The sequence below is a fragment of the Lujinxingia litoralis genome (assembly GCF_003260125.1).
Taxonomy (GTDB): Bacteria; Myxococcota_A; Bradymonadia; order Bradymonadales; family Bradymonadaceae; genus Lujinxingia; species Lujinxingia litoralis.
Map to the genome: position 1 here is coordinate 295,159 of NZ_QHKO01000003.1, position 22,270 is coordinate 317,428.

Sequence of the window (22,270 nt, forward strand, 5' to 3'; positions counted from 1 at the left end):
CAAAAAAGCCAACCTCATCTGAGGTTGGCTTTTTTTATGCCGCGCGCATGCGCCGCCTGCATCTTAAGCTCGGGCCAGGGTATTGAAGCGCTCGGCCAGGGCGCGGGCCTCGACGATGTTGTCTTCGATCGAGCAGTAGGTCCATCCGCCGTAGCGTCCGACCGAGTAGACGCCGGCCTGCTTTAGGATCGATGAGAGCTCGGCGAAGTGGTCCCGGGAGCGGGAGGTGATGTGCACGTAGGCCGGATCCAGGACCACGCTGTGGTGGGAGAGCAGGGTGTGGTCGTCGATGATGCCCGTGCGCTTGAGATCCTGGAGAACACGCTCGCGCGCGGCCGCCACGTCGACTTCGGCGTCGGTGCTCATGCCGACCTCGACGTACAGGCTCATGCGATCGGTGTTCATGATGTTGTCGTAGAAGCCCACCCGGTAAAAGGAGAGCTCTCGCTCGGGGAAGTAGATCCAGTGCACATCTTCCGGACCTTTTTTGTCGAACCCCAGATTAAAGACGAGCACCTTGTTGGAGGTGAAAACATCCGGATCGTGGGGGAGCGAGCTCATGTTCAGCAGACGGTCAAAGGGGGCCGACGAGATCAGGTGGCGATAGCGCACCTTTTGGCCGCTTTGAAGTGTGGCAACCTTTGCATTTAAATCGATGCTTTCGACGCCGTCGCCCAGACGAATCTTCTCTGGAGGGAGCTCGCCGGCCAGGGCCTCCACGTAGCGGATCGCGCCGTTGATCGGGTAGGTAAACGTGGCGTTGTACGAGGCGTTGTCGGGGCGGCGCATGTTGCGAACGATGCTTTTGACGTCTGCGTAGGGGAAGAAGCGACCCATGGCGTCGCGGTCGAGTTCTTCGAGATCGCAGGCGTAGAGCTTTTCGTTGTAGGGGATCAGAAAGAGTTCCGAAATGGAGCAACCGAACTTCTCGTAGAGCATGCCTTTAAACGAATCATTCTCCACCTGCGGGGCGGCCTCCTCCCGGAAGAAGAGGTCGTAGAGGCAGTCGATGAACTGCTCTTTAGGAAGCTGGTGAATGTTCTTTTGGAAGGGGAAGTCGATGCGATCTTGCCCGATCTGAATCAGGGACTTCTTGACGACCGTGATGACTTCATCGGGAAGCATCCGCTCGCGGAGGTAGGCTTCAATGTCGGGATGTTTGAAGTGAAAGAAGTGTCCGGAGTAGTCCCAGACGAAGCCATCCTGGTGAACGGTTTTACACCAGCCGCCGATCTCCTGATCGCGCTCGACGACGAGGACATCATCGCTCTCCAGGAAGTTGGCAAAGGCCAGGCCGGTCATGCCGGCACCGACGACGAGAAAGGATGTTTCGAGCAGGGGTTGAGACATAGGTCATACTCTCAAGATGCGATGACGGGCGGTAGGATGTGCAGTTGGCTCAGGGGGGCCGCGGGGCCTTGTGCCAAGGTTACGTCCCGGGCGGCGTTTGCACGACGGAAAAGCAATGAGGGACATCGCTCGGCGAACCGTGCCGACGAAGGTAACGGAAGCGTCTGGCCGAGGGTGTTCGGGAGGCTGACGTCCGAAGGGTGAGGCAAGCTTAGAGGGAAAGGCGCAGCGATTAAAAGAGAAGCTGCAGGCTCGCGCCGCTAAGGCCGGGGCCGAGGACCGGGGTCAGTCGCAGTGCCTGGGCGTCTTCGCTTCGGCGGTCGACGATGGAGAGGTAGACACCGGCGCCAAGGGCAGCGGCGCTCAGGGTGTAGAGGGTGGGGACCATCCAGCGGGCGCTGCGTTGGTAGTCGCTCCACGCTCGGCGGCGGATGATCAGGCGTTCGGCGTCGGCGGGATCCTCGGATCGGGAGAGGGCATCGAGCTCGCTCTGACGTTGCAGGGCGATGATGTGCAGGCTGATGCCGGTGATGGCTGTGGCGCTCCCACCGCCGAGGAAGGCCCAGGCCAGCGGCGTGGGCGCAAAGTCAAACCCGCCGACTGAGGCCACCGGGGCTTCCGGAGCGAGCGCATCACGTTGGGCTTGCAGCCTGGTCAGACGCTCGCTGGATTCGGTGGAAAGGTGTAGGCGCTCCAACTCGCCAAGATGGTAGTTGGCCAGCGGGAGGTCGTCGTCGTTCAGGGCTTCTTCGGCCAGGTTGAGGTGGCAGTCGCGTTCTACGGTGCGCACATCGGCCAGGTCTTCGGGCAAGGCCTGGTCGCTCTTTAAGAAGTCCCGCACCGGGGCCAGGGCGCTTCGGCAGTCACCGGCGCGGTACCAGGCGATCATCTCGTTTTTGAGGAGCACCGGATCGGCGTAGGCGCGATAGGCAGCGCGAAAGGTAATGGCGCCGGCTTCGAAGTTACCGTCGAGAACCTCGCGGGTGGCTTCATCGCTGAGTTCGAGCATGCGCTCGTAGTTCGGGTCCTCGCCCTGAGCGGCGGCCGTAGCGCTGAAGCAAAGGACCAGCCAGGCGATCGAGATGGCGAGCGTGCGGGGGAAGAAACTCACAGGCAAGCTCCGCAAAAAGAGGGTTCAAAGACCCAGACGCGCCGGTCGGCGCGGTGCATTTTCGTTCTGCTCATCGTAGTGCAGGCGCACCGGGGCGTCTTCCTCGGTAGTGGATTTCGAGGAGGCGGTGCGCCGGGTGCTTCGCGGGCGTGAAGGCTTCGAAGAGTCGGACTCGGCGCGGCGCTGCGTGGCCGGGCGAGTAGGCGGAGGGGGAGGAGGGAACTCCGGCGCGGCGGCGTCTTGAAGGTCAGTGGGGGCTTCGGGGGTGGGCGTCTCGGGCTCGGCGACGCTGACTTCGCGCGGAGCGGGGCCGTCGGCTGTGGGGAGGCTCCGGGGGGGCATGGGGGGAGGTTCGGGAGTCGAGGAGGCGGCCGCGGGGCTGTCTTGAGGTGCGGCGGCGGGCGTGTTGGCGTCTGTTTTGGCTCCGACCCACCAGAGGAGGGAGGCAAACATCGCTACGAGCACGAGGGCCAGGCCCAGCACGCGGCCGCGGTGCCTGTCTGTCTGCGCGCGCGGGTAGGGACCGGCATCGGTGGGCGGAGGCAGGTGCCGTGGTGCGGGCTCGTGGGCGCCGAGCATGGTCGGGATCGTCGTAGGTCTGGCGTCGCCGGGAGCTTCGACGATGGAAGAGGTGTGTGGAGAGGGGAGGTCCAGTGGGATGTTGAGCGAGGGATCGCTCTCATCGATGTTGAGCAGGGTGGGCTCTTGCTCGCGAGTTGCGGATCCCTCGGACGGGCTGACTCCGGCCAGCGGGACCTGGAGTTCTTTGTGCGAGATCTGCGCGAGTCGATCGTGAACAACTTTGCCACTGCTCGGGCGAGCGGTCGGATCTTTGGCGAGCAGATCCGCGATCACCTGGCGCAGCTCCGCGGGGAGACCGGGGCGACGCAGGGGTGGGGGATCTTGATGAATGTGCATCATCAAGATGTCGAGCGGGGTGTCGGCAAAGAAGGGAAGCCGGTTTTCGAGGAGTTCGTAGCCGATCACCCCTAGAGAGTAGAGATCGGTGGCCGGGGTCAGGTTGCGGGAGGATTGCGCCTGTTCCGGGCTCATGTAGGGGGGCGTCCCAAAGAGTTCGCCGGCGCGTGTGAGGCGGTCGGCCTCGAAATCGTCCTCGTCGCTGCTCTCTCCGGTCACGATCTGGGCGATGCCAAAGTCGAGGACTTTGACCGCCCGGCTGCCGTCGGTCTGACGGGCGAGCATGATGTTTTCTGGCTTCAGATCGCGATGGAGGATGCCGTGATGGTGGGCGTGATCCAGGGCCGACGCGATCTGCTTGAGAATGGAGACGACTTCGGCCAGCTCCAGGCGTTGGTGCACCAGCTGGTCCAGGGCGGTGCCATCAATGAACTCCACCACCGTGTAGAGCGCGTTCAGATCTTCGGAGTAGCCAAAATCGTAGAGCGTGATGCAGTTGGGGTGGTTGAGCCGGCCGATGGCCCGGGCCTCGACCTCGAAACGCGCCTGGACGCTTTGCTGTTGGGCAAAGTTGGGGTGCAGCAGCTTCACAGCCACCGGTCGGTCTACCATCAGCTGTGTGCCGCGGTAGACCGCTCCCATGCCGCCGTGACCGATCTGCTCGTCAAGGCGGTACTTATTGTCGATGACCGTCCCGACGCGGGCGCCTGCTGCCATGCTTGGACCGAGGAGAGCGGAGATTCGAAGGTCGATGAACGCTAGAGCTGAAGTTGAAGCGCTCGTGGTTCGCCAGGGTGCCATTGAAAGGCAGCGGTAAATCTGGCGGCGAGCGTTCAACATACCGTAACAAAGGCCGGGGGGATGCGCAATTGACGCCCGGGCGCTCGGGCGGGCTTTTCACCGGGGGATGAGGCTGTTAGGTAGAGGTCGGGCAGCAGCGCTGTCCGTGACCGCCATGCAGTGAGGACACGATGAAGAAGTGGATATTGGCCGCGGGATTCCTGTTTGCGATGGGCTGCGGTTCGGAGGCGACTGATCGGCCTGAGGATTGCCATCAGGGCGAGTATTATGATGAGGCCGGCGAGAAGTGTATCAGCTGTCCGGCGGTGCAGGAACCACAGTGCCGTGAAGGCTGTGGGCTGGAGATCGTTCAGGACCAGCGCGGGTGTCCGTTGGCGCGTTGCGAGTCGGGATGCGAAGGCTGCGCTGATGGCGAGGTCTATGACGAGAGCTCCCTTCAGTGTGTGGCGCCGGAGCCGCAGTGAGGCAGGTGCTTGCGGAGTATGGGTGGGGCGAGGAGCTCGTATCGTTTCGCACGCAGCTGCTGAGTTGGTTTCGGCAGGCCCGACGTGAGCTGCCCTGGCGCGGGGTGGGGAACCCCTATGCGACCTGGGTCTCCGAGATCATGCTGCAGCAGACTCAGGTCGTAACGGTCATTGGCTACTTTGAGCGCTGGATGGAGGCGTTTCCCACGGTGGAGGCGCTGGCGGCGGCCGATGAGGAGCAGGTCCTGGAGCTGTGGTCGGGGCTGGGCTACTACCGGCGCGCGCGATTTTTGCATCGCGCAGCTCGGCAGGTGGTGGAGGAGCATCAGGGGAGGATCCCCTCGACGGTCAAGGGGCTGCGGGAGCTTCCCGGCGTGGGGCCCTACACGGCCGGGGCGATCGCGTCGATTGCGTACGGGCGGCCGGCGGCGATCGTGGATGGCAACGTGATTCGGGTGCTGTCGCGGGTCTTTGAGCTGCGCGGCGACCCGCGAAGTACCGAGAACCATAAGAAGCACTGGGCGCTGGCCGAGGCGCTGGTCGATCCGGTGTCACCGGGCGACTTCAATGAGGCGCTCATGGAGCTGGGCTCTCAGGTGTGCACGCCGCGCTCGCCGGCGTGTCTGATCTGTCCGGTGCGTGAGTTCTGTGCGGGATTTGCCGGGGGAGAGCCCGAGGCGTTGCCCGAGGTGACTCGTCGAAGTGCGCCAAAACCAATGCGTGCGGTCGCGGTCGTGGTCTGGCGTGTCGGTCCGGAGGGGCGGGAGTTGCTGGTGGGTCCCCGCCAGGCCGGGGGCTTGCTTGCTGGTTTGCTGGAGTTTCCGACGGTGGAGCGTGAGGGCAAGCGCTGGCCTGGTGTCGGCGAGGTCGCGTCGATGCTGGGGATCGAGGGGGAGCCCGTCGAAGTTGGAGAGCTGACACATATCTTCTCCCATCGCCGACTTCAGACGCGCATTTTATCGCTGGAGCTTTCGGAGACGCCCGAATGGAGCGATCCTGAGCGTTGGCGCTGGCTTCGGGAGGGCGAGGTTGAGGGGGCTGCCATCTCGGCGCTGACGCGCAAAATACTGCGGCGCTGGGTCGAGGCCGAGGTCCTTGAGGCGTGAGAAGCGGCCTCAGAGGTAGGGCGAGAGGAGGGCGGCGGCACCGTCGCGAAGTCGCTTCCAGCGGGGACGTTCCTGCCATTGTTCCAGGGTGATCGGGGTGGCTTCGCTGATGCGGTCGCTGAGCATCTGGTCGAGGTGTCCTCCCAGCGTGGGGTCCCAGCACTCCAGGTTGAACTCAAAGTTCAGGCGGAGGCTGCGCGGGTCCATGTTGGCGGAGCCCAGGGTGAACCAGGTGCCATCGACGACCATGAGCTTGGAGTGATGAAAGGGCGGAGGGCTGAAGTAGATGTTGCAGCCCCACTCCAGCAAGGCTCCCAGGTGCGCCATGGAGGCCCACTGCACGTAGACGAGGTTGTTGACCGAGGGCAGCAGGATGTCGACCTGCACTCCGCGCAACGCGGCCAGGTTGAGTGCGGTGATCAGAGAATCATCGGGGATGAAATAAGGGGTCATGATGCGGACGCGCTCGCGGGCCGAGGCGATCGCGCCCACCATCGTCCAGCGCAGACGGTCGAGATCTTCGTCGGGGCCATCGGCGATGCCTCGGGCCATTGCCTGACCGGCGGTCGTAGGCTCGGGGAAGAAGGCGTCGCCCTTAAGATGCTCGCCGGTGGTGAATTCCCAGTCTTCGGCGAAGACCTCCTGGAGGTGGGTGACCACGGGGCCCTGGACCTTGAAGTGAAGGTCGTGAACCGGGAAGGATGGATGCGTGCTGAGGCGGTGAGCGTCGCGGATGTTGATGCCGCCGGTGAACCCCAGGTGACCGTCGATGACCATGATCTTGCGGTGGTTGCGAAGATTGACAGTCATGATGTGTGGCGGGAGCACGGAAGGCAGAAAGCGCGCCGCGGGGATACGGGCACGTTTGAGTCGTCTGAGAATTGAGGGAAAGGAGTAGCGCAGGCCGGCGGCGTCGATGAGCACGCGGACGTGGACGCCGCGTGTGTGGGCCCGCGCCAGCGCGTCGACGATCTGGCGTCCGATTTCGTCGTTATCGAAGATGTAGGTGACCAGGGTGACGGAGGACTTCGCCTCGTCGATGGCGCGGAGCATTTCTGGGTAGGCGCCGTCGCCGTCAAAGAGGGGGGTGATGGCGTTGCCGATCACTAGGGGACGACGCACCACGCGATCGATCAGGGCGCGCAGGGGCACCAGGTGGACAGCGCGCGGGGTCAGATGAAAGGTCAGCGCGTCATCGTCGACGCGATAGCGTTCCAGGGTATCTCGCCGCTGATGGTGGGGGATGCCCAGCGATTCCGCGCGGCGTTGGATGCGGTTGATGCCAAGCATCAGGTAGGCTGCCGAGCCCAGCAGCGGCGCCAGCCACACCAGGGCCATCCAGGCAATGGTTGAGCCCGGGGCACGGCGAGAGAGCAGAATATGACCTGATGAGAGGAGCGCGGCGACCAGCGCGAGCGCGGTCAGCGTCATCGGGAGATAAGGGCCGATGGAGGCCTGCACAAGCTCTGAGATCGTGTCGAACACAAGCGCGCCTTCGGATCAAATCAATCAAGTCAGAGCACCTCGCTCCGCGCCCGACCATACGTGGCAGGAGCACCCGAGGCAAAGACGTCCGGGGGCTTAGTTCGGGGGAAGCGGGAGGATGGGACCTTCGGTCCAGGCGCACTGGCTCAGGTTGTGGGCAAAACCGGCCGGATCGAGCGCTTCGTCCAGCCAGGTGCGCAACATTGAGGGGGGGAGCGCGTCGACAAAGGGGCCGATGTCCAGGCGCCGGGCCAGGCGCTCGCTTTCGCGGGCGATGAACGCGCGGGCGTCGCGCTCCAGGCGCTCGAAGTCGTCGAGGCCATCGCTGTTTCGGGGCTCTCGTTTGAGCGTCTGGAAGAAGGCGTTGCCGGGGCGAGCGGCCAGGCTACGATCGCGCAGGATGCCCTCAAAGAGCAGGCCCCAGCGGGTGCCCAGGAAGTGGCCTACCATGGGGCCGCTCTTCCAGCGTTCGACCCGCAACTCGTGGTGCCCGATCCCCAGGAAGGCTGCCAGGTCGCGGGCCAGCTCGAACGCGTAGCGGGGGGCCTGGCGGGCGAAGAAGGCGCTGGGAGCTTCGCCTTGAGCGCTGTCGACGAAGACCTGGTCTTGAGTCACCCGTACGACTTCGCGGCGGCGTCCGGCCAGCGAGAGCCCCACCTCACCGCCGCCCTGAATCGACTCTCGTTGTTTGCGGCTCAAGGCCACGCGACCCAGAAGCTCGCCGGTGGATTCGTCGAAGACTTCGATCTCGGGGGTGTCGTCGATGTTGGCGTGCATCAGGCCGTGGTCATACATTTTGAGGGCACGCTCTCCGGCGGCGAAGCGTTGTCCGTTGAGGGGGGTGAGGTAGCCGACGTCGGACATCTTCTGAAGAAGTTCAAGAAGATCATGCGCGCGGAAGTACTGTGCGAGGTCGGGAGGCAGGCGCTGATGAAGTACCTCGGCTCCGATCCATTTGTGGCGGCTCTGGAAGAGCAGGGAGATGGCCTGTTGCGCAAGGACCGAAGGTCGGAAGGGGACCGGATCGTCGAAGAGGCGGCCATCGTCGGCGCGGGCGAGGAGGTGCTCAAGGCGAAGGGCCTCAAAGTCGCCGGCAGCCAGGCAGGTGACGTGGGCTACCTGGCCGCGACGGTTGGCGCGGCCCACCCGTTGAACCAGGGAGCCGACATCGGGAGGAGGCCCCACCAGCACGACGCGGTCGACGTCGCCAATGTCGATGCCCAACTCCAGGGTCATGGTGGCCACGCAGATGGCTGCGGGGGCGTCGAGGAAGCGGCGCTCGGTGCGCAGGCGCACCGAGCGCGAGAGCGAGCCGTGGTGCGCAAACACGCGTCCGGCCAGGCGGGGATGGCCGGCCAGGCAGGCCACCAGGGATTCGACCTGCGCGCGGGCGTTGGCGAAGACCAGGATCTTGCGCGACTCGCCAGAGAGGAAGGTGTCGGCGATGTCGGTGGCGGCGTCGGCCAGTTCGGGGGTGTGCACCAGGCGGGCGTCGACGCCGCGTCCGGCGCTGTCTGCCAGGATGAGGTCGGCGTCGGTGAGGTAGCGCCCGGCGAGCGTGGCGGCATGGGGAAGGGTGGCCGACGCGGCGCAGCGCTGGGGGCGAGTGTGGCAGATGCGCTCCAGGCGGTGGAGGAGCACCCGGAGCTGGTCGCCGCGCGCGCTGCCATCGAGCAGGTGAATCTCGTCGAGGAGCAGGGCTTCGACCGAGCGCAGCGCGGCCGGCCAGCGCGAGAGCATGGAGTCGAGGGACTCCGGGGTGGTGATGACTACCGGTGGCGCGTTGCGGGTGATGTCCAGGCTGTGGTCGCCGGTGCGCACGGCTGCGCGCAGATGGCAGCGGCGCAGCGGAGGTTCGATGCGGCGGAGGAGATCATTGCAGAGGGCGCGGGTCGGGCTGATGACCAGCAGACGCACCTGACCATCGGGAGCGTTACGACGGCTGAGCAAACGCTGCGCCAGGGGGGCCATCAGAGCTTCAGTTTTGCCCGAGGCGGTCGGGGCGCCCACCAGGGTGTCTCGGCCGGCGACCACCGGGGCGACGGCCTGGCGCTGGGCCGGGCGCAGATTGCCAAAGCGCGCATAGAATGCGTGCCAGGTGTGTGGGAGCGCGGCGCGCGCCTGGCGAAGTTGTTCGACCGTGTCGTCTGCAAAGGTCATGATCAGAAGATGTCGAAGTGGCTGACGCGGGAGAGGTTGTCGACGACACCGTCGGCGCGCTCGGGAAAGTGGCGGTGCACGTCGAGGAGCTCCACCAGGGTTTTCATCACCTGGCGCATGGTCAGCAGAGTGCCCCGGTTACTGAGCCGTTCAATGGTCTGTGCGATGGCTTCCACGCGAGGGGAACTCAGCGGGGAGCCGCCCCGGGCTTCGCAGTAAAAGGCGGCGACCCGGCGTGCCAGTTCGGCGTAGTGGTGCGGCTGTGGGGATGCAAGAGGGATACGAGCCTCGTCGGGGAAAAGTCCGTTGAGGAGAGCATCGTCGTCGTAGTCGGGGGTGAGCGCAAAGAGCACACCCAGGCCCCCGGCGGGTTCGAATCGGCAGGGAAGTTCGCGCAGTCGGCCTGCTCCGCCGAGCTCCAGGGTGGCGTCTGCCGGGTGTGTGCCCAGGCGTTCGCCAATCGCAGCGCGGCTCAGCGCGCGCAGGGTCGCGGCGGCGTGTTCGCGGTTCTCGCGTGAGAGGAGCGCAAAGCGCTCGGCTTCATCCACCAGGAGGATCAGGCCTGCGTAGCCGCAGCAGGTGGCCAGTGAGGCGATGCCGCTGAGGATATAGGCGTAGATGCGCGCCCAGGGGCGATAGTCTTTGAGGCTGTAGAGCCAGGGGTAGGAGCCGGGAAGTTCTCGGAGACCCGCATTTAGGTCCTGGTTGGAGCGCGTGCGTTGACCTTCGAGCCAGTCCAGCACCGCGCGTCGTGTCCGGGGCTGCTGCGGGGCGTCTTGCAGCTCGGACGTGTTGAGCGCGTCGAACCAGCGTAAAGCAGCACTTAAGTAGAGGTGAGAGCCATGACCGCGCTGGTCAACTTCGAAGCGAGCGCGAGCCGAGTCGGAGAGCAGCGCGCGTTCCAGCAGCGGAGTCAGGCCGAGGGCGAGTTCGTCGGGGCGGTCCGGGTAACGCAGGGAACTTATCAGGGCTCTGTACACACGCTGCGGATGCGCCGGAGAGGTTTCGTCGGCATCCAGGGTGACCCGGGCCACGAGGAAGTTGTCGGCGAGCGCGCGCTGGCCGGCCCACTCCAAAAGATGGGTTTTGCCGGCGCCGTAGTCGCCCTCGATCACGCGTAACGCGCCCTGAGCCGGGGCTTCGCAAAGGGCGTCGTTCAGGCTGGTGAAGGCCTGTTCGCGAGCGACCGTGAACGCCTCAATGCCCTGGGCCGGGACGACTCCCAGGCGCATGGCCTCCAGGGCGCGGTCAGCGTCGGTCGGGTTCAGGGCGTAGCGCGCCAGGGCGGAGGGCTCGGGGGGCGGGGGGGCGGCCCCGGGGGCCTTCATAGCCTGGGGAGGGCTTGCCACCGATTCAGCGCGTGGTTGATCGAGGCGATGAAGTTCCCGGGTGGGCACCAGAGTGGGCAGCGGGAGGCTGTCAAAGTCCACCAGGGCCAGACGGCCGTTGCGCCTCAGGCCTACCAGACGACCTTCGCCGTGAACCGGATGTTCGACCACTTCGCTGATCATGATCCCCCCTGAAGCGCGGCGCGCTTAAAAGTCGGCGAAGTCATCCTGGGCCGGTGTCTGAGAGAGAGCATCGTAGCCCGAAAGTACCAGATCGGTGGCGGCGCTTTGATCGAGCTCCAGTTCACCATCGACGAGCTGTCGGTGCAGGAAGTCGACCCAGGTTTTGACGAAGAGGCGGCGGTGGTTGACCTCGAAGTAGCTGTACACACAGGCGCTGGCCAGCGCATGGGCGTTGGCAGCCTGCAGCGAGCGATCAAAGGCGCAGTCGCGGGCGGACTCAAAGACACCCACGAGTCTGTCGCCCAGCGTTGAGAGGAGTTCCACCGGCTCCAGATCGAGGCGCTCCAGGTCGATAAGCACGGCCTGGGGGCTGCGCACGCTCAGGGGCACCGGGCTTTTGAGGCGTTGGTAAAGGGCGGGGTAGTCCGGCACCACGTTGCGCATGAACTCCGGCGGGACGGCGTACATAAAAAGCGTGTTGGGGAGTTGGTGACGGCCGCAGAGGTCGATGACCTGGCGGAGGTTGTCGCCGATGATCTGGCTGCGTTTCACACTTACCGAGAGGTTGCGATCGACCTCATCGAAGAGCAGGACGGTGCCGGGGAGTTCCAGGCCCACGATCATCTGTGTGAGGCAGCGGAGCATCACAAAGCCATTGCTCTTGCCAATATCCTCATACACGCCCAGCTCGCGGACCTCGCTGGCCGGGATCGACTCGCCGGTGAGCCAGGCCTCCAGGCGCTGTTCATCTTCAAAGCGCCCGTCCAAAAACGCCGCGGCAAATTCGACGATGGCGCGGCGGTAGGAGTGGCTCTCGCAGGCCGCGCGGGCCACCGACGTGCGCAGCCAATGCAACACCGCCTGGCGTGCGGCATCGACATCGGGCACCGAGGGGCTCTGAAGCGCCGCGTCGACGCGGTCATCCATCAGGTTGCGCAGCAGATCGGGTAGCCCGTAGCTCGGGGAGCCCAGCGTGGTGCGCGGGCGCTGGCCGATACGACGGACCACGGCCTGATAGACCCTGAAGCTATCGTCGTAGGGGCATTCGTTGGGGGAGAGTTCGACCACGGCGGTGGCGAAACCTCGGTCCCAGGCCAGCTCGCGCACGCAGTACAGAAAGTGGGTTTTGCCACCGCCAAAGTAGCCTTGAACCAGCTTAAAGCTGGCGCCAAAGCGCAGGTGGTAGTCGAAGTACTCGTGCTCGAGCACCTTCAGGTAGCTCTCATTGCCCACGTTGATGCGGCGCACACCATGCTGCGGGGGTTGTCCCCCCTCGCCCAGGCGCTGGAGGATGTGGCGGGCGACAAGCGCATCTTCGAGAGCGGCGTTGGGTTCGGAGGGGCGCATAGGTGGTTCCGTGGAAAACTGAAGGGCTCGCCAGGAGCACTTCGGAATGAGACGTCGGAGATGGGGTGAGGCGAGCACGCACGCAGGCTGCGCGCACCTCAGGGGCGATCGATGGCGTTAGCGCCCCACAACATCACAGCTCACTGGAAACGGAGCGATAAGTAATACTGCCCATCTGTGCCGTGTCCAGGGATAAAGAGCACATTTTGTTTGTTTTTGGTGGAGCCACCGGTGGCTGTGCCCAGGTCCAGCCGCCGTCCCTGCTGTTCGAGAAGGCCGTCGCGGCGCAGCCGCTGGAGCTGGTAGGCCAGCAGGTAACGCGGCCAGGGGGTTAGTGCGTCGAGGCCTTTTTTGCGGCGCTGCTCGGCGTCGGTGTCCACCAGCGCCAGGGGGACCAGAAGATCGACCAGATCGACGCGTTCCCCCTCGGGCAGGCCACTCATGGCCAGCTGCACGCGGTAGGCGTGCTGGAGTCGCTCAAAGAAGAGATCGCTGGGAAGCGCGCGCTTCTGGATGGCGTCTCGGGTCTGGCGCACGGCTTTGAGGATGGCCTCGGTGCTGGCTTCGACCTCGGCGATGTCTTCGCGGGCGTAGCTCAGTGTGGCGCGCCTGGCGAGCAGATCGAGGGTCAGGGTGAGCTGACCAATGCCCAGGGTCAGGGGATGATCGCCCAGGTGTTCCAGCCGTCCCCCTTCTTCGGTCAGGGCGCGGTTGAGCTCGCCCAGGAGCGTCATCCGCTGCCGTGTTTTTTCGCGCTCAAAGTAGGCTTCGAGCTCGCCGACCAGGGCCAGGCGCTCATCTTCGAGGCCCAGCGCTTGGAGCGAAGAGCGGCGCAGGTCGCGAAAGGCCGTGGCGACTTTTTCGGGATCGGCGGCCAGGTTTCCGGCGCGCGTCATCGACTCTAAAGCGCTTCGGGCGCGGCTGAGCTCGCGCATGGCAGTCTGAACGTCTTTTTTAAGGGCATCAACTTTGCCGGCGATGTCGTGGGAAGAGGCGGGGCTTGTCATGATCGAATCGGGGCTGAGGAAATGTGCAGTCCACCGGCAGGTTTAGAAGATCGAGGTGTGAGGCGTCAATCGCGCGCGTTGGTGAAGCATCGAACCTGCGGGTTGCGGCCATTGTTTCAATGCCTCGGCGGTACTATGGTCTGCCCGATTTCATCCGGCGAGCGCGTAACGCGCGTTGCATCGTCTCATCGTTTTTAGCGTACTGGCTTGAGGAGCTGATATGTCGCGACCCTTTCCGACCACCGACCCCACCTGGGATATGGAGAGCGTCTTCTCCGGAGGCGTTCAGTCTGAGACTTTTGAGGTTGAGCGCGGCTGGCTTCAGGAGCGCGCCGACGAACTGGCGGCGCAGCTCAGTGGGTTGGCGCTGCCGGGCTCGGCGCCAATTGAGGAGGCGATGTTGCAGGGGTGGCGGAGCTTCTTTGACAAGAACTTTGAGATGCACGATCGGCTCAGCCAGGCCTTCTGTTTTGCTACAGGGATGGCTGCGGCTCATGCCGATGATCCCCGGGCGCTACGCATGCCTCAGAAGCTGGTGGGCGTGAATACCGCCAGCAGTAAGCTGGACGTCGCGCTTAAAAGTAGATTCCGGGGGCTGGACGATGAGGTGTTTGAGGCGCTGCTCCAGGATGCGCGCTTTGGCGACATGCAGCTCTACCTCAAGGAGCTGCGGCGCGACGCCGATGCCCAGCTTGAGCCGGAGCTGGAAGAGCTGGCCGTGGAGTTAAATCGCGACGGTTTGCACGCCTGGGGCACGCTCTATCGACAGGTGAGCGGTCGGCTTAAGGTCTCCATGGAGCTTGACGGAGAACGCCAGGAGATGTCGGTGGGGCAGGCCAAAAACCTGCACGATCACGCCGACCGCCAGGTGCGAAAGGCGTCGTTTGAGAGTCTTAATGAGGCCTGGGCAACCATTGCGCCCACCTGTGCCGCGACGCTCAACTCGATCGTGGGCGCCCAGCAGACCCTCTATGAGCGGCGCGGGCAAGACTGCCTGACCTATTCGTTGAATGCCAACCGGGTGGAGCGCGCCACGGTCGACGCGATGTTTGAAGCGGCGCGCGCGGTGCAGCCTCTCCTTCATCGCTACCTCAAGGCCAAGCAGCGCCTGCTCGGGCTTGAGGAGTTGCACTGGTACGATATTCATGCTCCGGTGGGCCAGGAAGCGCCCACGTTTAGCTATGAAGAGGCTCAGCTCTTTATCGTGGAGCAGGTGGGCTCGTTTGCCGAGCGGGTGGCCGACTTCTGCAAAATGGCGCTTCGCGATCAGTGGGTCGAGGTGGAAGATCGTGCCGGCAAAGCCCAGGGAGGCTACTGCTCGGGGCTTCCGGTGAGCGGTCAGACCCGCATCTTCATGACCTTTGGCGGATCGACCACCGGGGTGACCACGCTGGCGCATGAGCTCGGTCACGCCTACCACGGGTGGGTCATGCGGGATTTGCCGGCCAGCGAGCGCGACCTGGGCATGGGCGTGGCCGAGACGGCCAGCACCTTGCTGGAGGTGATTGTGGAGCAGGGCGCGCTCTCCCAGGCCGATGATTCTCAGCGCCTGGGGCTGCTCGATCAGCGGCTGGCGCGCTCGGTGGCTTTTCTTATGGATATCCCGGCGCGCTACGACCTTGAGTTGGCCATGCATGAGGCCCGGGCCGAGGGGCCGCTCAACGAAGATCAGCTCACCGAGATGACCGAGACGATCTTTTCTCGGTACTTCGGGGAGAGTCTGGCCTCGGTCGACCCCCTCTTCTGGGCCTCCAAGCTGCATTTCTATCTGACCGGGCTGCCTTTTTATAACTTCCCCTACACCTTTGGTTTCCTCTTCTCACGGGCGGTTTATGCGCAAGCTCGCCAGGAGGGTGAGGGCTTCATCGATACGATCGATGCGCTGCTGATGGATTCGGGGCGGATGACCTCCGAAGAGTTGGCCAGCCGCTACCTGGGCGGCGACCTGGGGGATTCGAAGTTCTGGAGCGCGGCGATGGACGATCTGGCCTCGGATGTGGCCGAGTACGAAACCATGGTCGACGCGGCGCTCCGCGCGTAACCAAAGCAAGTGAGAGGACGTATGACGACGCAATCCACCCATACTGTGGCCATGATCGGCGCCGGCCCGGCCAGCATTTATGCGGCCGAGGTGCTGGCGAAGGCGGGGCATCGCGTAGTGATGCTCAATCGCGACATTAAGCCTGGAGGGCTTGCCGAATTCGGCATCTACCCGACGAAGTACAAGATGAAGCGAGGCCTGCGCCGCTACTTCGACCGGGTGCTCTCCCACGACAACATCACCTACCTGGGCAATGTGAGCGTGGGCCAAGAGGCCGATGTCTCGCTCGAAGAGCTGCGCGAGCTGGGCTTTGATGCGCTGGTAGTCGCCGTGGGGGCTCAGGGGACCAAATGGCTGGGCTTGCCCGGCGAAGACGCCGAGGCCTGCTTCCACGCCAAGGATCTGGTGTACCATTACAACGGGCTTCCCCCCTTTAGTGAGCGGGAGTTTCCGGTGGGGCAAGACGTGGTGGTGGTCGGCATGGGCAACGTCTGCCTGGACATCGTGCACTGGATGGTGTGCGAGCGTCAGGTGCGTTCGGTCACCGCGGTGGCCCGGCGCGGGCCCGGTGAGCGTGCGTTTACCGATAAGGAGTTCAAACTGGTGAGCCAGGCGCTCGATACCGAGGCGTTGCGCGCCGAGTTTGACGGCATCTCCGAGGTGCTCTCGGCGGTGGGGCAGGACCCCGAGGCGCTGCACCAGGAGTATCTGCGCTACATCGAGGAGCCGCTGGAGTCGCCCAGTGAGACGTCGCTGAAGATGCGCTTTTTGCGCTCGCCGGCCCGGGTGGAGGTCGATGCGTCGGGGCGAGTGACCGGGTTGACCTGTGAGAAAACCCGCCTGAAGCCGCCGGGAGAGAAGGGTCGCGTGGGCGTGGAGCGCACCGGAGAGTTTGAGACGCTCGCCTGCGACACGGTAGTCTTTGCCATTGGCGATGCGATTGAACCCACGCTGGGGTTGCCGCTCTCACCGGCGTGGTCCGGGGAGTTCGCCACGGTGCCCGAGCCCTGGGAGGCGCACCCGGATCGCCCGCGCTACATGGTCTACAATCCGCAGACGGAGACCCCGATCTGGGATACCTTTGTGGTGGGATGGGCTCGCAAGGCCTCCGACGGATTGGTCGGGAAAGCGCGGGCCGACGCGGTTCAGGGATGCGATGAGATCCTGGGTTACCTGCAAGGGGCGTTCGCGGAGCGCCCCTCGGAAGTGCGTCCGGCCGAGGACGTGGTCCAAGGGCTGGATCAGATGCTCCGGGAGCGAAACGTCCGCCTGGTAGGTTACGATGAAGTTAAATATCTCGATGAGCTCGCTGCCCGGGAGGCCGAGTCTCGAGGCCTGGTGGAGTACAAGTTTGCGACCCGAGCGGAAATGTTTCAAAAACTTGATGAGGAGCCCAGCGCATGAAGCGAGTTAACGTCATGCAGAGCGCGCTCAGCGTCCTCTTGCTCGCCGGGCTGATGCTGGCAGCCGTGGGGTGTGCGACGGCTCCTGATCAGCGCCGCGCTGCGGAGCGCGGGCCCGACCACTCTGTCGGTGCGCCTCCCAGCGGCGACGAGGCGGCGGTGGCGCCATTGCCCGAGAACCCGGCCTCTCGGCCTGCCCGGACGCTTGCGCCGCGCGAGCCGATGGTCGGCCCCGATGGCGCCAGTCTTGTCTCTCGCGGTGAGGTTGAGGCGCTGCTCGAACGCGGGCCGGCGGTGGTGTTTCAGCATGTGGATACCGAGCCGACGCACCAGGGCGAAGCCTTTGTCGGGTTCATGATTGTCGACATCTCCACGGCCGCGCACGCCTTTGTGGCACCCCAGCTTCGGGTGGGCGATGTGGTCACGCACATCAACCTGGTGAAGTTGGAGCGGCCCGACCACTACCTCGATGCCTGGTCATCCCTGGCCGACGCCGGTGAGATTCGGGTGGACTTTGTGCGCGATGGGGAGCCCATGCACGCCATCTGGCGCGTGGAGTGAGAGGGAGAGCCCGCAGGCCCGTGATGGATGAGCCCATGACCGAAGGTACCAGCGCACACGCCAGGGTGTCGGGTGGACGGGCCCGTGCCGGCGCGTTGAAGTGGGCTCTGCTGGCATTTCTGATGCTCAACCTGTGGGCGCAGTGGTTAGGCGCCGGGCTCTTCGCCGAGCTGCGCAGCGCTGATGGATCGGGGTTGCGTATTCTGGCGATGATGGTGCCGCTGGTGGTCGGGGTGGTGGGGCTGGTGCATGCCCACCCGGCGCTGCGCCTGCTCATCTTTCCCGTGAGTTTTCTTCCCGGCATGGCGCTGCTTGCCGAGCGTGAGTGGGAGGCGATGTCGGAGCCTGTAGCGTTGCTGATGGCCGTGGCGAGTTTTGTGCTCTACCTCATTGTCGCGGCGATCAGCGGCGAAGAGGGGGAGCTTCCCGCGCAGCAGCCCGCCGATGTTCATCCGGGAGACGGGCGCGCGGGAGACTATCGCTTCTTTGTGCGCAGCAGGGTGCTGGCGGTAAGCGCGGTGCTGGCCGCGATCCTCGGCGCACTGTATGTCAGCCCGGCCATCAAAACCTCGCTGGTCGCCCAGGCTGCCGAACGCGCGCCTCTTCACCTGACGTTTATGGCGGTGGTGATGCTCTTTGCCTGGGTGGTCATGGCCTATATTTCGGCGGTGTTGCCCGCGCTCAACTGGGAGTATGATCGTCGTCAGCCGGTGTTTAGCCAGTCACTGGCGCGTCTGATGAGTTCGCCCCGGACGCTCGCGCGTCGCGTGATGTGGCGAGTGGTCGCCGCCGGAGCTGTGATCATGGTGGCATTTCAGACGATGAGGTAATGCGCTCGGGGCCGGCAACTTGGCCGCGCCCTGGCCAGAGACGGGACGCTATGCGGGCAAAGCTCTATGACATCCTCGGGCTGGGGTTTCTGCTGGGGAGCGCGTACTTTTTTGTGCGGACGATCGAGTTCCTGGCGCAGGCTGATTACGTGGCCGCGATGATCGCGCTGACCGTCGGGTTTCTGGTGGTGCGGGCCGGTGTGGACCTTGCTCGCCTGGCGCTTGCGGCCAGTCGGGAGGATTGATGCGGCGATGGTTGCAAGTTCTGATGCCGATGGCGCTAGGGAGCCTGGGTGTGGTCGGGTGTGCGGAACCCGAGTATGAAGTCACTCACCCGCGGGCCGCGCAGGTCTTTGAGCGCAGCTTTGCGCAGGCGTCCCCCGAGGCGTCGGTGGTCGCCAGCGTGGATGGCATCGCGCTCGGAGCCGAGGAGCTTGAGAGCTTCTGGAAGCTGCATCCCGAACTCGATCGGGAGGCGGCACTGCGTGGGCTTATCGAGGAGACGTTGCTGGCGCGAGAAGCCCACCGCCGAGGTCTGACGGACACACCGGATGCCGACTTCGCCCGCAAGCAGGGGCTGGTCAATGCTTTCCTGCATCAGGAGGTGGAGGTGCCGGTGGGAGACGTGGAGCCCGACGAGAACTTTGTGGGCGTGCTCCAGCGCCACGCAAATGCTCCGGCCGGCTTTCGCGCAAGCCATCTGGTGATCGTGGTGCCCCAATCGCTGGAGGGAGAGGCCAACCTCAGGGCCGAGCGTCGCAGAGAGCTGTACGAAGCGCGTTATGACGAGGCGCGCCCCTGGATTGAGGCCAGCGCCGAGCGCCTTGGCGAGCGTCCCTCGCTCGACGCCCTGTGGGAGGAGGCCGCCCGCCTTAATGCCGGGGAGCTTCCCGAGGGCTTTGAGGCGGTGGTGAACCCGCATCTGCGCTTTGCGCGCGTGGAAGAAGGCGATGTGAGCCAGCGCCTGCCCTCGGGGTGGATTCAGGTGATCCCGGAGTTTGCCCGGGCCGCCGGAGCGCTGGTTAAAGATCGGGGCATCGGCGCGCTCAGTGACCCGGTGCGCTCTGCGGTGGGCTGGCACCTGATTCGCGTGGATGAAGTGATGCCCGAGGTTCCCGCTCAGCCCGACGAGGTGGAGCGCTTTGCGGCGCGGGAGATCACCCGGGAGCATCGCGCTCAGGCCTACCGCGAGCAGCTCGAGGCGCTGATTGAACAGGCGCAGATCGAACTAAGGCCCGAGCTGCTGCGCGACGAGGGCGTGCCTCAGTGACCCCGCGGTCGCTGACGCCTCTTCACTCCGTGGTGCGGACCACCTCAGCGAGCGGGCGTCGCGGGGTGTCCGGGATCACCTCGGCGTAGCCCACCCAGACAAATCCCACGATTTCTTCGACCTGCGGGTCGATGCCCACCGCCTTGTAGGTGTCCGGGGCGTGGGTCATCGCCCCGCTGGCCCATTTTGAGCCGATGCCCTCGCTCCACAGCGAGAGGTGCAGGTTCTGAATGGCGCAGGCGATGGCGGCATAGTCTTCGCGGCGGCGGTGCGGGTCGGCGTCCAGGACCTGGCTGACCACGATAAGTTCGGGAGGGTTGCCGAACTTCTTGCGCAGCGTGGCCTGGGCCGCGTCACTGAGTTCGCCGCGCTTTTTTCGCTTCTCTTCCAGGCCGATCTCCACGATCAGCGGACGAGTCGCCGCGCCCACCCGGGTGAAGCGCCAGGGGTTGGTCAGCTTATGGTTCGGGGCGCGAATGGCGGCTTCCAGCGCGCGCTCCACCGCGCCTTCAGGCAGCGGGGCGGTGGTGAAGTCGTGAATGGTGCGGCGAGTTAAAAGAGCGGTGCGGGTATCCATAGGCACGGGCCTCCGGGGGATGCGTCGTTCAGTCTCACCGGGAGCGAGGTTGCCCCGGTGTCAGGCGCATTCCTAGCGGCTCTGAGGCCCTTGCGCAACGGGAGCAACGCCACGGTCTCGCTTCGTTGCGGGGCTGATCGCGGCCCGCTATAGTCGCTGCGGGCGTCGTCCGAAGTTAGGGGGGCTACCCGGGAGCGACTCACCTTGCCATCACCCGGAGAGAGGCCATGCATATTGGAGTTCCGAAGGAGATCAAAAACCATGAATATCGCGTAGGGCTGGTGCCCGCCGGGGTGGCCGAGTACGTGCGTCACGGCCACCGGGTTGTGGTGGAGGCCGGTGCTGGCGAGGGCAGCGCGATTTCGGATGAACGCTATGTAGAGGCCGGGGCCACGATTGTGCCGACGGCGGAAGAGGTCTGGGCGTCGGCCGAGATGATCGTCAAGGTCAAAGAGCCGGTCGCCCCGGAGTATGAGCTGATGAAGAAGGGCCAGCTCATCTACACCTACTTTCACCTGGCGGCGGTGCCGGAGCTGGCCCGGGTGCTTCTGGAGCGGGAGGTGTCGGCGGTTGCCTACGAGACGATCCAGCTGCCCGACGGACGCCTGCCGCTGCTGGAGCCGATGAGCGAGGTGGCCGGGCGCATGGCCATCCAGGTGGGCGCGCGCTGTCTGGAGCGCGAGTACGGCGGCAAGGGCGTGCTCCTGGGGGGAGTGCCCGGGGTAGCCCGCGGGAAGGTCGTGATTCTGGGAGGGGGAGTCGTCGGCACTCATGCCGCGAAGATGGCCGTGGGCATGGGCGCTCAGGTCACCATCATCGATCTCAACCTCAACCGCCTGCGTTACCTGGATGACATCTTCGGAAGTGAGATTCAGACGATGCATTCCAATGTGGGGACGATCGCCGAGCAGGTGCTCCACGCCGACCTGGTGGTCGGGGCGGTGCTCATCCCCGGGGCGCGGGCGCCGCGTCTGGTGACCCGCGAGCATATCAGCCAGATGCAGGAGGGCAGTGTGGTGGTCGACGTCAGCGTGGACCAGGGCGGTTGCATCGCGACCTGCCATCCGACCACGCACGCCGACCCCACCTACGTGGTCGATGGCGTGGTGCACTACTGTGTGGCCAATATGCCCGGGGCGGTGGCGCGCACCTCGACCTTTGCGCTCAACAACACCACCTTGCGCTACGGGCTGGCACTGGCCAACAAGGGGCTGGAGCAGGCGGTGCGCGAGGACGCCGCGCTGGCCCTGGGAGTCAATACCTACCAGGGAGCCTGTGTGTACAAGGCGGTCGCCGACGATTTGAACCTGGAGTACACCCCGCTTCGAGAGCTGCTCTAAGGCAGGGAGCCCGGGCACGCCGGGAGCGTGCTCGGGCCCCCGCCTGGCTCGCCGGGAGGCCGGGCTTTGCGCTCGACGCTTCTTTTCTGGCACCCTGCTCGCAAGAAGGTGTGAGGTCTGCGGCGTGCCCTGAAAGCCGCTGAGACTGAAAGATTGCAAACTGAATGAAATAGAAATGCGCGCGTCTCAAGTTACACCGAACGCGTCGGCCTGCGTGCCGCGCCCCTCGTCAGAGTCTGGCGAGGTGATGACTCGAGAGCAGGGGAAGGTGCCCATGTTTAAGAAGAACAAAAAGTCGATGGACGCTCAGGAGCGGCGAGCGTTTGAGCAGGAAGCGATTCCTCACCTGGATGCGCTCTATGGTACCGCGCTGCGTCTGACCAAAAGTGAGAGCGACGCCGAGGACCTGATTCAGGAGACGATGCTCAAGGCTTATCGCTACTTCGATAAGTACGAGCAGGGCACCAACTGCAAGGCCTGGCTCTTCAAGATCATGACCAACACCTTCATCAACCGCTACCGCAAGCAGCAGAAGCGCCGCGAGTACCTGGTCGATGATGATTTTCGCCCGCTGCAGGAGCGCGCGGAGGCCCCCGAGCTGACGCCCTTCCACGAGAGCTTCGAGACCGAAGAACATCTCTACTTCAAGATGTTCGGCGATGAGGTCAAAACGGCGCTGGAGCAGGTGCCGGTCGATTTCCGGATGGTCGTACTTTTGGCCGACCTTCAAGATTTTGCGTACAAAGAGATCGCCGAGATCATGGATTGCCCGATCGGCACCGTGATGAGTCGCCTCTACCGGGGTCGGCGTCTGTTGCAGGCCCAGCTCAAAGAGTACGCGCTTAAAAATGGCTACATTCCGTCGCCCGAAGAGGAAGAGAAGGAGGCCGAAGGTGCGCCGACCGATCTTCAAGCCTACCGCGAACGCAAAGCCGCCCAGGCCAGCTGAGAGCCGTCTGAGACGGGTTTGGTTCAACTTCGATTGAGG

General features: G+C 64.6%; 19 protein-coding genes. 10 read left to right on the plus strand and 9 right to left on the minus strand.

All coding sequences use genetic code 11. The features are described from left to right. Positions 1-63 precede the first annotated feature (63 nt). The 3 genes from DL240_RS08545 to DL240_RS08555 form a co-directional block, all read right to left on the minus strand. Positions 64-1,350 (minus strand): protoporphyrinogen/coproporphyrinogen oxidase, encoded by a 1,287-nt coding sequence (locus DL240_RS08545; RefSeq protein ID WP_111729462.1) that lies wholly within the window; start codon positions 1,348-1,350, stop codon positions 64-66. Positions 1,351-1,582: 232 nt separating this feature from the next. Continuing rightward, complete coding sequence (locus tag DL240_RS08550) at positions 1,583-2,461, minus strand: hypothetical protein (RefSeq protein WP_111729463.1); 879 nt, start codon at positions 2,459-2,461, stop codon at positions 1,583-1,585. A 24-nt stretch (positions 2,462-2,485) separates the two neighbouring features. After that, entirely contained in the window at positions 2,486-4,096 is a 1,611-nt protein-coding gene (locus DL240_RS08555) for a serine/threonine-protein kinase (protein ID WP_158542444.1), read from the minus strand. 254 nt (positions 4,097-4,350) lie between these two features. Here DL240_RS08555 and DL240_RS08560 point away from each other — a divergent pair, with 254 nt between their 5' ends. Together DL240_RS08560 and mutY are read left to right on the plus strand one after the other, a co-directional pair. Beyond that, the gene (locus tag DL240_RS08560) at positions 4,351-4,644 is read left to right on the plus strand and encodes a hypothetical protein (RefSeq protein WP_111729465.1); all 294 of its coding nucleotides are present in this window, start codon (positions 4,351-4,353) and stop codon (positions 4,642-4,644) included. After that, complete coding sequence (gene mutY / locus DL240_RS08565; RefSeq protein ID WP_158542445.1) at positions 4,641-5,750, plus strand: A/G-specific adenine glycosylase; 1,110 nt, start codon at positions 4,641-4,643, stop codon at positions 5,748-5,750. The genes DL240_RS08560 and mutY overlap by 4 nt, the downstream gene beginning before the upstream one ends. Positions 5,751-5,759: 9 nt before the next feature. Here the strand turns inward: mutY and cls are convergent, their stop codons facing one another. From cls to DL240_RS08590, 5 genes are all read right to left on the minus strand, one after another. Next, positions 5,760-7,235, minus strand: a complete 1,476-nt coding sequence (gene cls, locus DL240_RS08570; protein WP_199589774.1) for a cardiolipin synthase — start codon at positions 7,233-7,235, stop codon at positions 5,760-5,762. A gap of 96 nt (positions 7,236-7,331) precedes the next feature. Further along, a complete protein-coding gene (locus DL240_RS08575; RefSeq protein WP_111729467.1) occupies positions 7,332-9,395 on the minus strand; it encodes a DEAD/DEAH box helicase in 2,064 nt (687 codons plus the stop codon). Between the two features lie 2 nt (positions 9,396-9,397). Further along, entirely contained in the window at positions 9,398-10,906 is a 1,509-nt protein-coding gene (locus DL240_RS08580) for a BREX system ATP-binding domain-containing protein (protein ID WP_111729468.1), read from the minus strand. Between the two features lie 24 nt (positions 10,907-10,930). Next, a complete protein-coding gene (locus DL240_RS08585) occupies positions 10,931-12,253 on the minus strand; it encodes a BREX system ATP-binding domain-containing protein (RefSeq protein ID WP_111729469.1) in 1,323 nt (440 codons plus the stop codon). A 140-nt stretch (positions 12,254-12,393) separates the two neighbouring features. After that, on the minus strand, positions 12,394-13,260 hold the full coding sequence (locus tag DL240_RS08590) for a hypothetical protein (RefSeq protein ID WP_111729470.1): 867 nt from the start codon (positions 13,258-13,260) through the stop codon (positions 12,394-12,396). 220 nt (positions 13,261-13,480) lie between these two features. Here DL240_RS08590 and DL240_RS08595 point away from each other — a divergent pair, with 220 nt between their 5' ends. The 6 genes from DL240_RS08595 to DL240_RS08620 are packed head-to-tail and all read left to right on the plus strand — an operon-like array spanning position 13,481 to position 19,365. Next, the gene (locus DL240_RS08595; RefSeq protein WP_111729471.1) at positions 13,481-15,301 is read left to right on the plus strand and encodes a M3 family oligoendopeptidase; all 1,821 of its coding nucleotides are present in this window, start codon (positions 13,481-13,483) and stop codon (positions 15,299-15,301) included. A 21-nt stretch (positions 15,302-15,322) separates the two neighbouring features. Next, positions 15,323-16,705, plus strand: a complete 1,383-nt coding sequence (locus DL240_RS08600; protein ID WP_111729472.1) for an FAD-dependent oxidoreductase — start codon at positions 15,323-15,325, stop codon at positions 16,703-16,705. After that, on the plus strand, positions 16,702-17,265 hold the full coding sequence (locus tag DL240_RS08605) for a hypothetical protein (RefSeq protein WP_111729473.1): 564 nt from the start codon (positions 16,702-16,704) through the stop codon (positions 17,263-17,265). The genes DL240_RS08600 and DL240_RS08605 overlap by 4 nt, the downstream gene beginning before the upstream one ends. Positions 17,266-17,300: 35 nt before the next feature. Further along, a complete protein-coding gene (locus DL240_RS08610; protein WP_146618190.1) occupies positions 17,301-18,095 on the plus strand; it encodes a hypothetical protein in 795 nt (264 codons plus the stop codon). Between the two features lie 50 nt (positions 18,096-18,145). Beyond that, a complete protein-coding gene (locus DL240_RS08615) occupies positions 18,146-18,340 on the plus strand; it encodes a hypothetical protein (protein WP_111729475.1) in 195 nt (64 codons plus the stop codon). Then, complete coding sequence (locus DL240_RS08620) at positions 18,340-19,365, plus strand: peptidylprolyl isomerase (RefSeq protein ID WP_146618191.1); 1,026 nt, start codon at positions 18,340-18,342, stop codon at positions 19,363-19,365. The genes DL240_RS08615 and DL240_RS08620 overlap by 1 nt, the downstream gene beginning before the upstream one ends. Positions 19,366-19,387: 22 nt before the next feature. On the opposite strand, the gene DL240_RS08625 is transcribed toward DL240_RS08620, so the two are convergent. Continuing rightward, on the minus strand, positions 19,388-19,942 hold the full coding sequence (locus tag DL240_RS08625; RefSeq protein WP_111729477.1) for a nitroreductase family protein: 555 nt from the start codon (positions 19,940-19,942) through the stop codon (positions 19,388-19,390). Positions 19,943-20,169: 227 nt separating this feature from the next. Here DL240_RS08625 and ald point away from each other — a divergent pair, with 227 nt between their 5' ends. Both ald and DL240_RS08635 read left to right on the plus strand, forming a co-directional pair. After that, positions 20,170-21,282, plus strand: a complete 1,113-nt coding sequence (ald, locus tag DL240_RS08630; protein WP_111729478.1) for an alanine dehydrogenase — start codon at positions 20,170-20,172, stop codon at positions 21,280-21,282. A gap of 274 nt (positions 21,283-21,556) precedes the next feature. Beyond that, a complete protein-coding gene (locus tag DL240_RS08635) occupies positions 21,557-22,231 on the plus strand; it encodes a sigma-70 family RNA polymerase sigma factor (RefSeq protein WP_199589775.1) in 675 nt (224 codons plus the stop codon). Positions 22,232-22,270: the final 39 nt, after the last annotated feature.

Excerpts from the sequence above, each read along its gene's own strand:
- DL240_RS08605 (WP_111729473.1), top strand. The coding sequence starts at position 16,702 with ATGAAGCGAGTTAACGTCATGCAGAGCGCGCTCAGCGTCCTCTTGCTC.
- DL240_RS08615 (WP_111729475.1), top strand. The coding sequence starts at position 18,146 with ATGCGGGCAAAGCTCTATGACATCCTCGGGCTGGGGTTTCTGCTGGGG.
- DL240_RS08585 (WP_111729469.1), bottom strand. The coding sequence starts at position 12,253 with ATGCGCCCCTCCGAACCCAACGCCGCTCTCGAAGATGCGCTTGTCGCC.
- ald (WP_111729478.1), top strand. The coding sequence starts at position 20,170 with ATGCATATTGGAGTTCCGAAGGAGATCAAAAACCATGAATATCGCGTA.
- DL240_RS08595 (WP_111729471.1), top strand. The coding sequence starts at position 13,481 with ATGTCGCGACCCTTTCCGACCACCGACCCCACCTGGGATATGGAGAGC.
- DL240_RS08625 (WP_111729477.1), bottom strand. The coding sequence starts at position 19,942 with ATGGATACCCGCACCGCTCTTTTAACTCGCCGCACCATTCACGACTTC.
- DL240_RS08620 (WP_146618191.1), top strand. The coding sequence starts at position 18,340 with ATGCGGCGATGGTTGCAAGTTCTGATGCCGATGGCGCTAGGGAGCCTG.
- DL240_RS08590 (WP_111729470.1), bottom strand. The coding sequence starts at position 13,260 with ATGACAAGCCCCGCCTCTTCCCACGACATCGCCGGCAAAGTTGATGCC.
- DL240_RS08545 (WP_111729462.1), bottom strand. The coding sequence starts at position 1,350 with ATGTCTCAACCCCTGCTCGAAACATCCTTTCTCGTCGTCGGTGCCGGC.
- DL240_RS08560 (WP_111729465.1), top strand. The coding sequence starts at position 4,351 with ATGAAGAAGTGGATATTGGCCGCGGGATTCCTGTTTGCGATGGGCTGC.
- DL240_RS08610 (WP_146618190.1), top strand. The coding sequence starts at position 17,301 with ATGACCGAAGGTACCAGCGCACACGCCAGGGTGTCGGGTGGACGGGCC.
- DL240_RS08635 (WP_199589775.1), top strand. The coding sequence starts at position 21,557 with ATGTTTAAGAAGAACAAAAAGTCGATGGACGCTCAGGAGCGGCGAGCG.
- DL240_RS08580 (WP_111729468.1), bottom strand. The coding sequence starts at position 10,906 with ATGATCAGCGAAGTGGTCGAACATCCGGTTCACGGCGAAGGTCGTCTG.
- DL240_RS08600 (WP_111729472.1), top strand. The coding sequence starts at position 15,323 with ATGACGACGCAATCCACCCATACTGTGGCCATGATCGGCGCCGGCCCG.
- DL240_RS08575 (WP_111729467.1), bottom strand. The coding sequence starts at position 9,395 with ATGACCTTTGCAGACGACACGGTCGAACAACTTCGCCAGGCGCGCGCC.
- DL240_RS08555 (WP_158542444.1), bottom strand. The coding sequence starts at position 4,096 with ATGGCAGCAGGCGCCCGCGTCGGGACGGTCATCGACAATAAGTACCGC.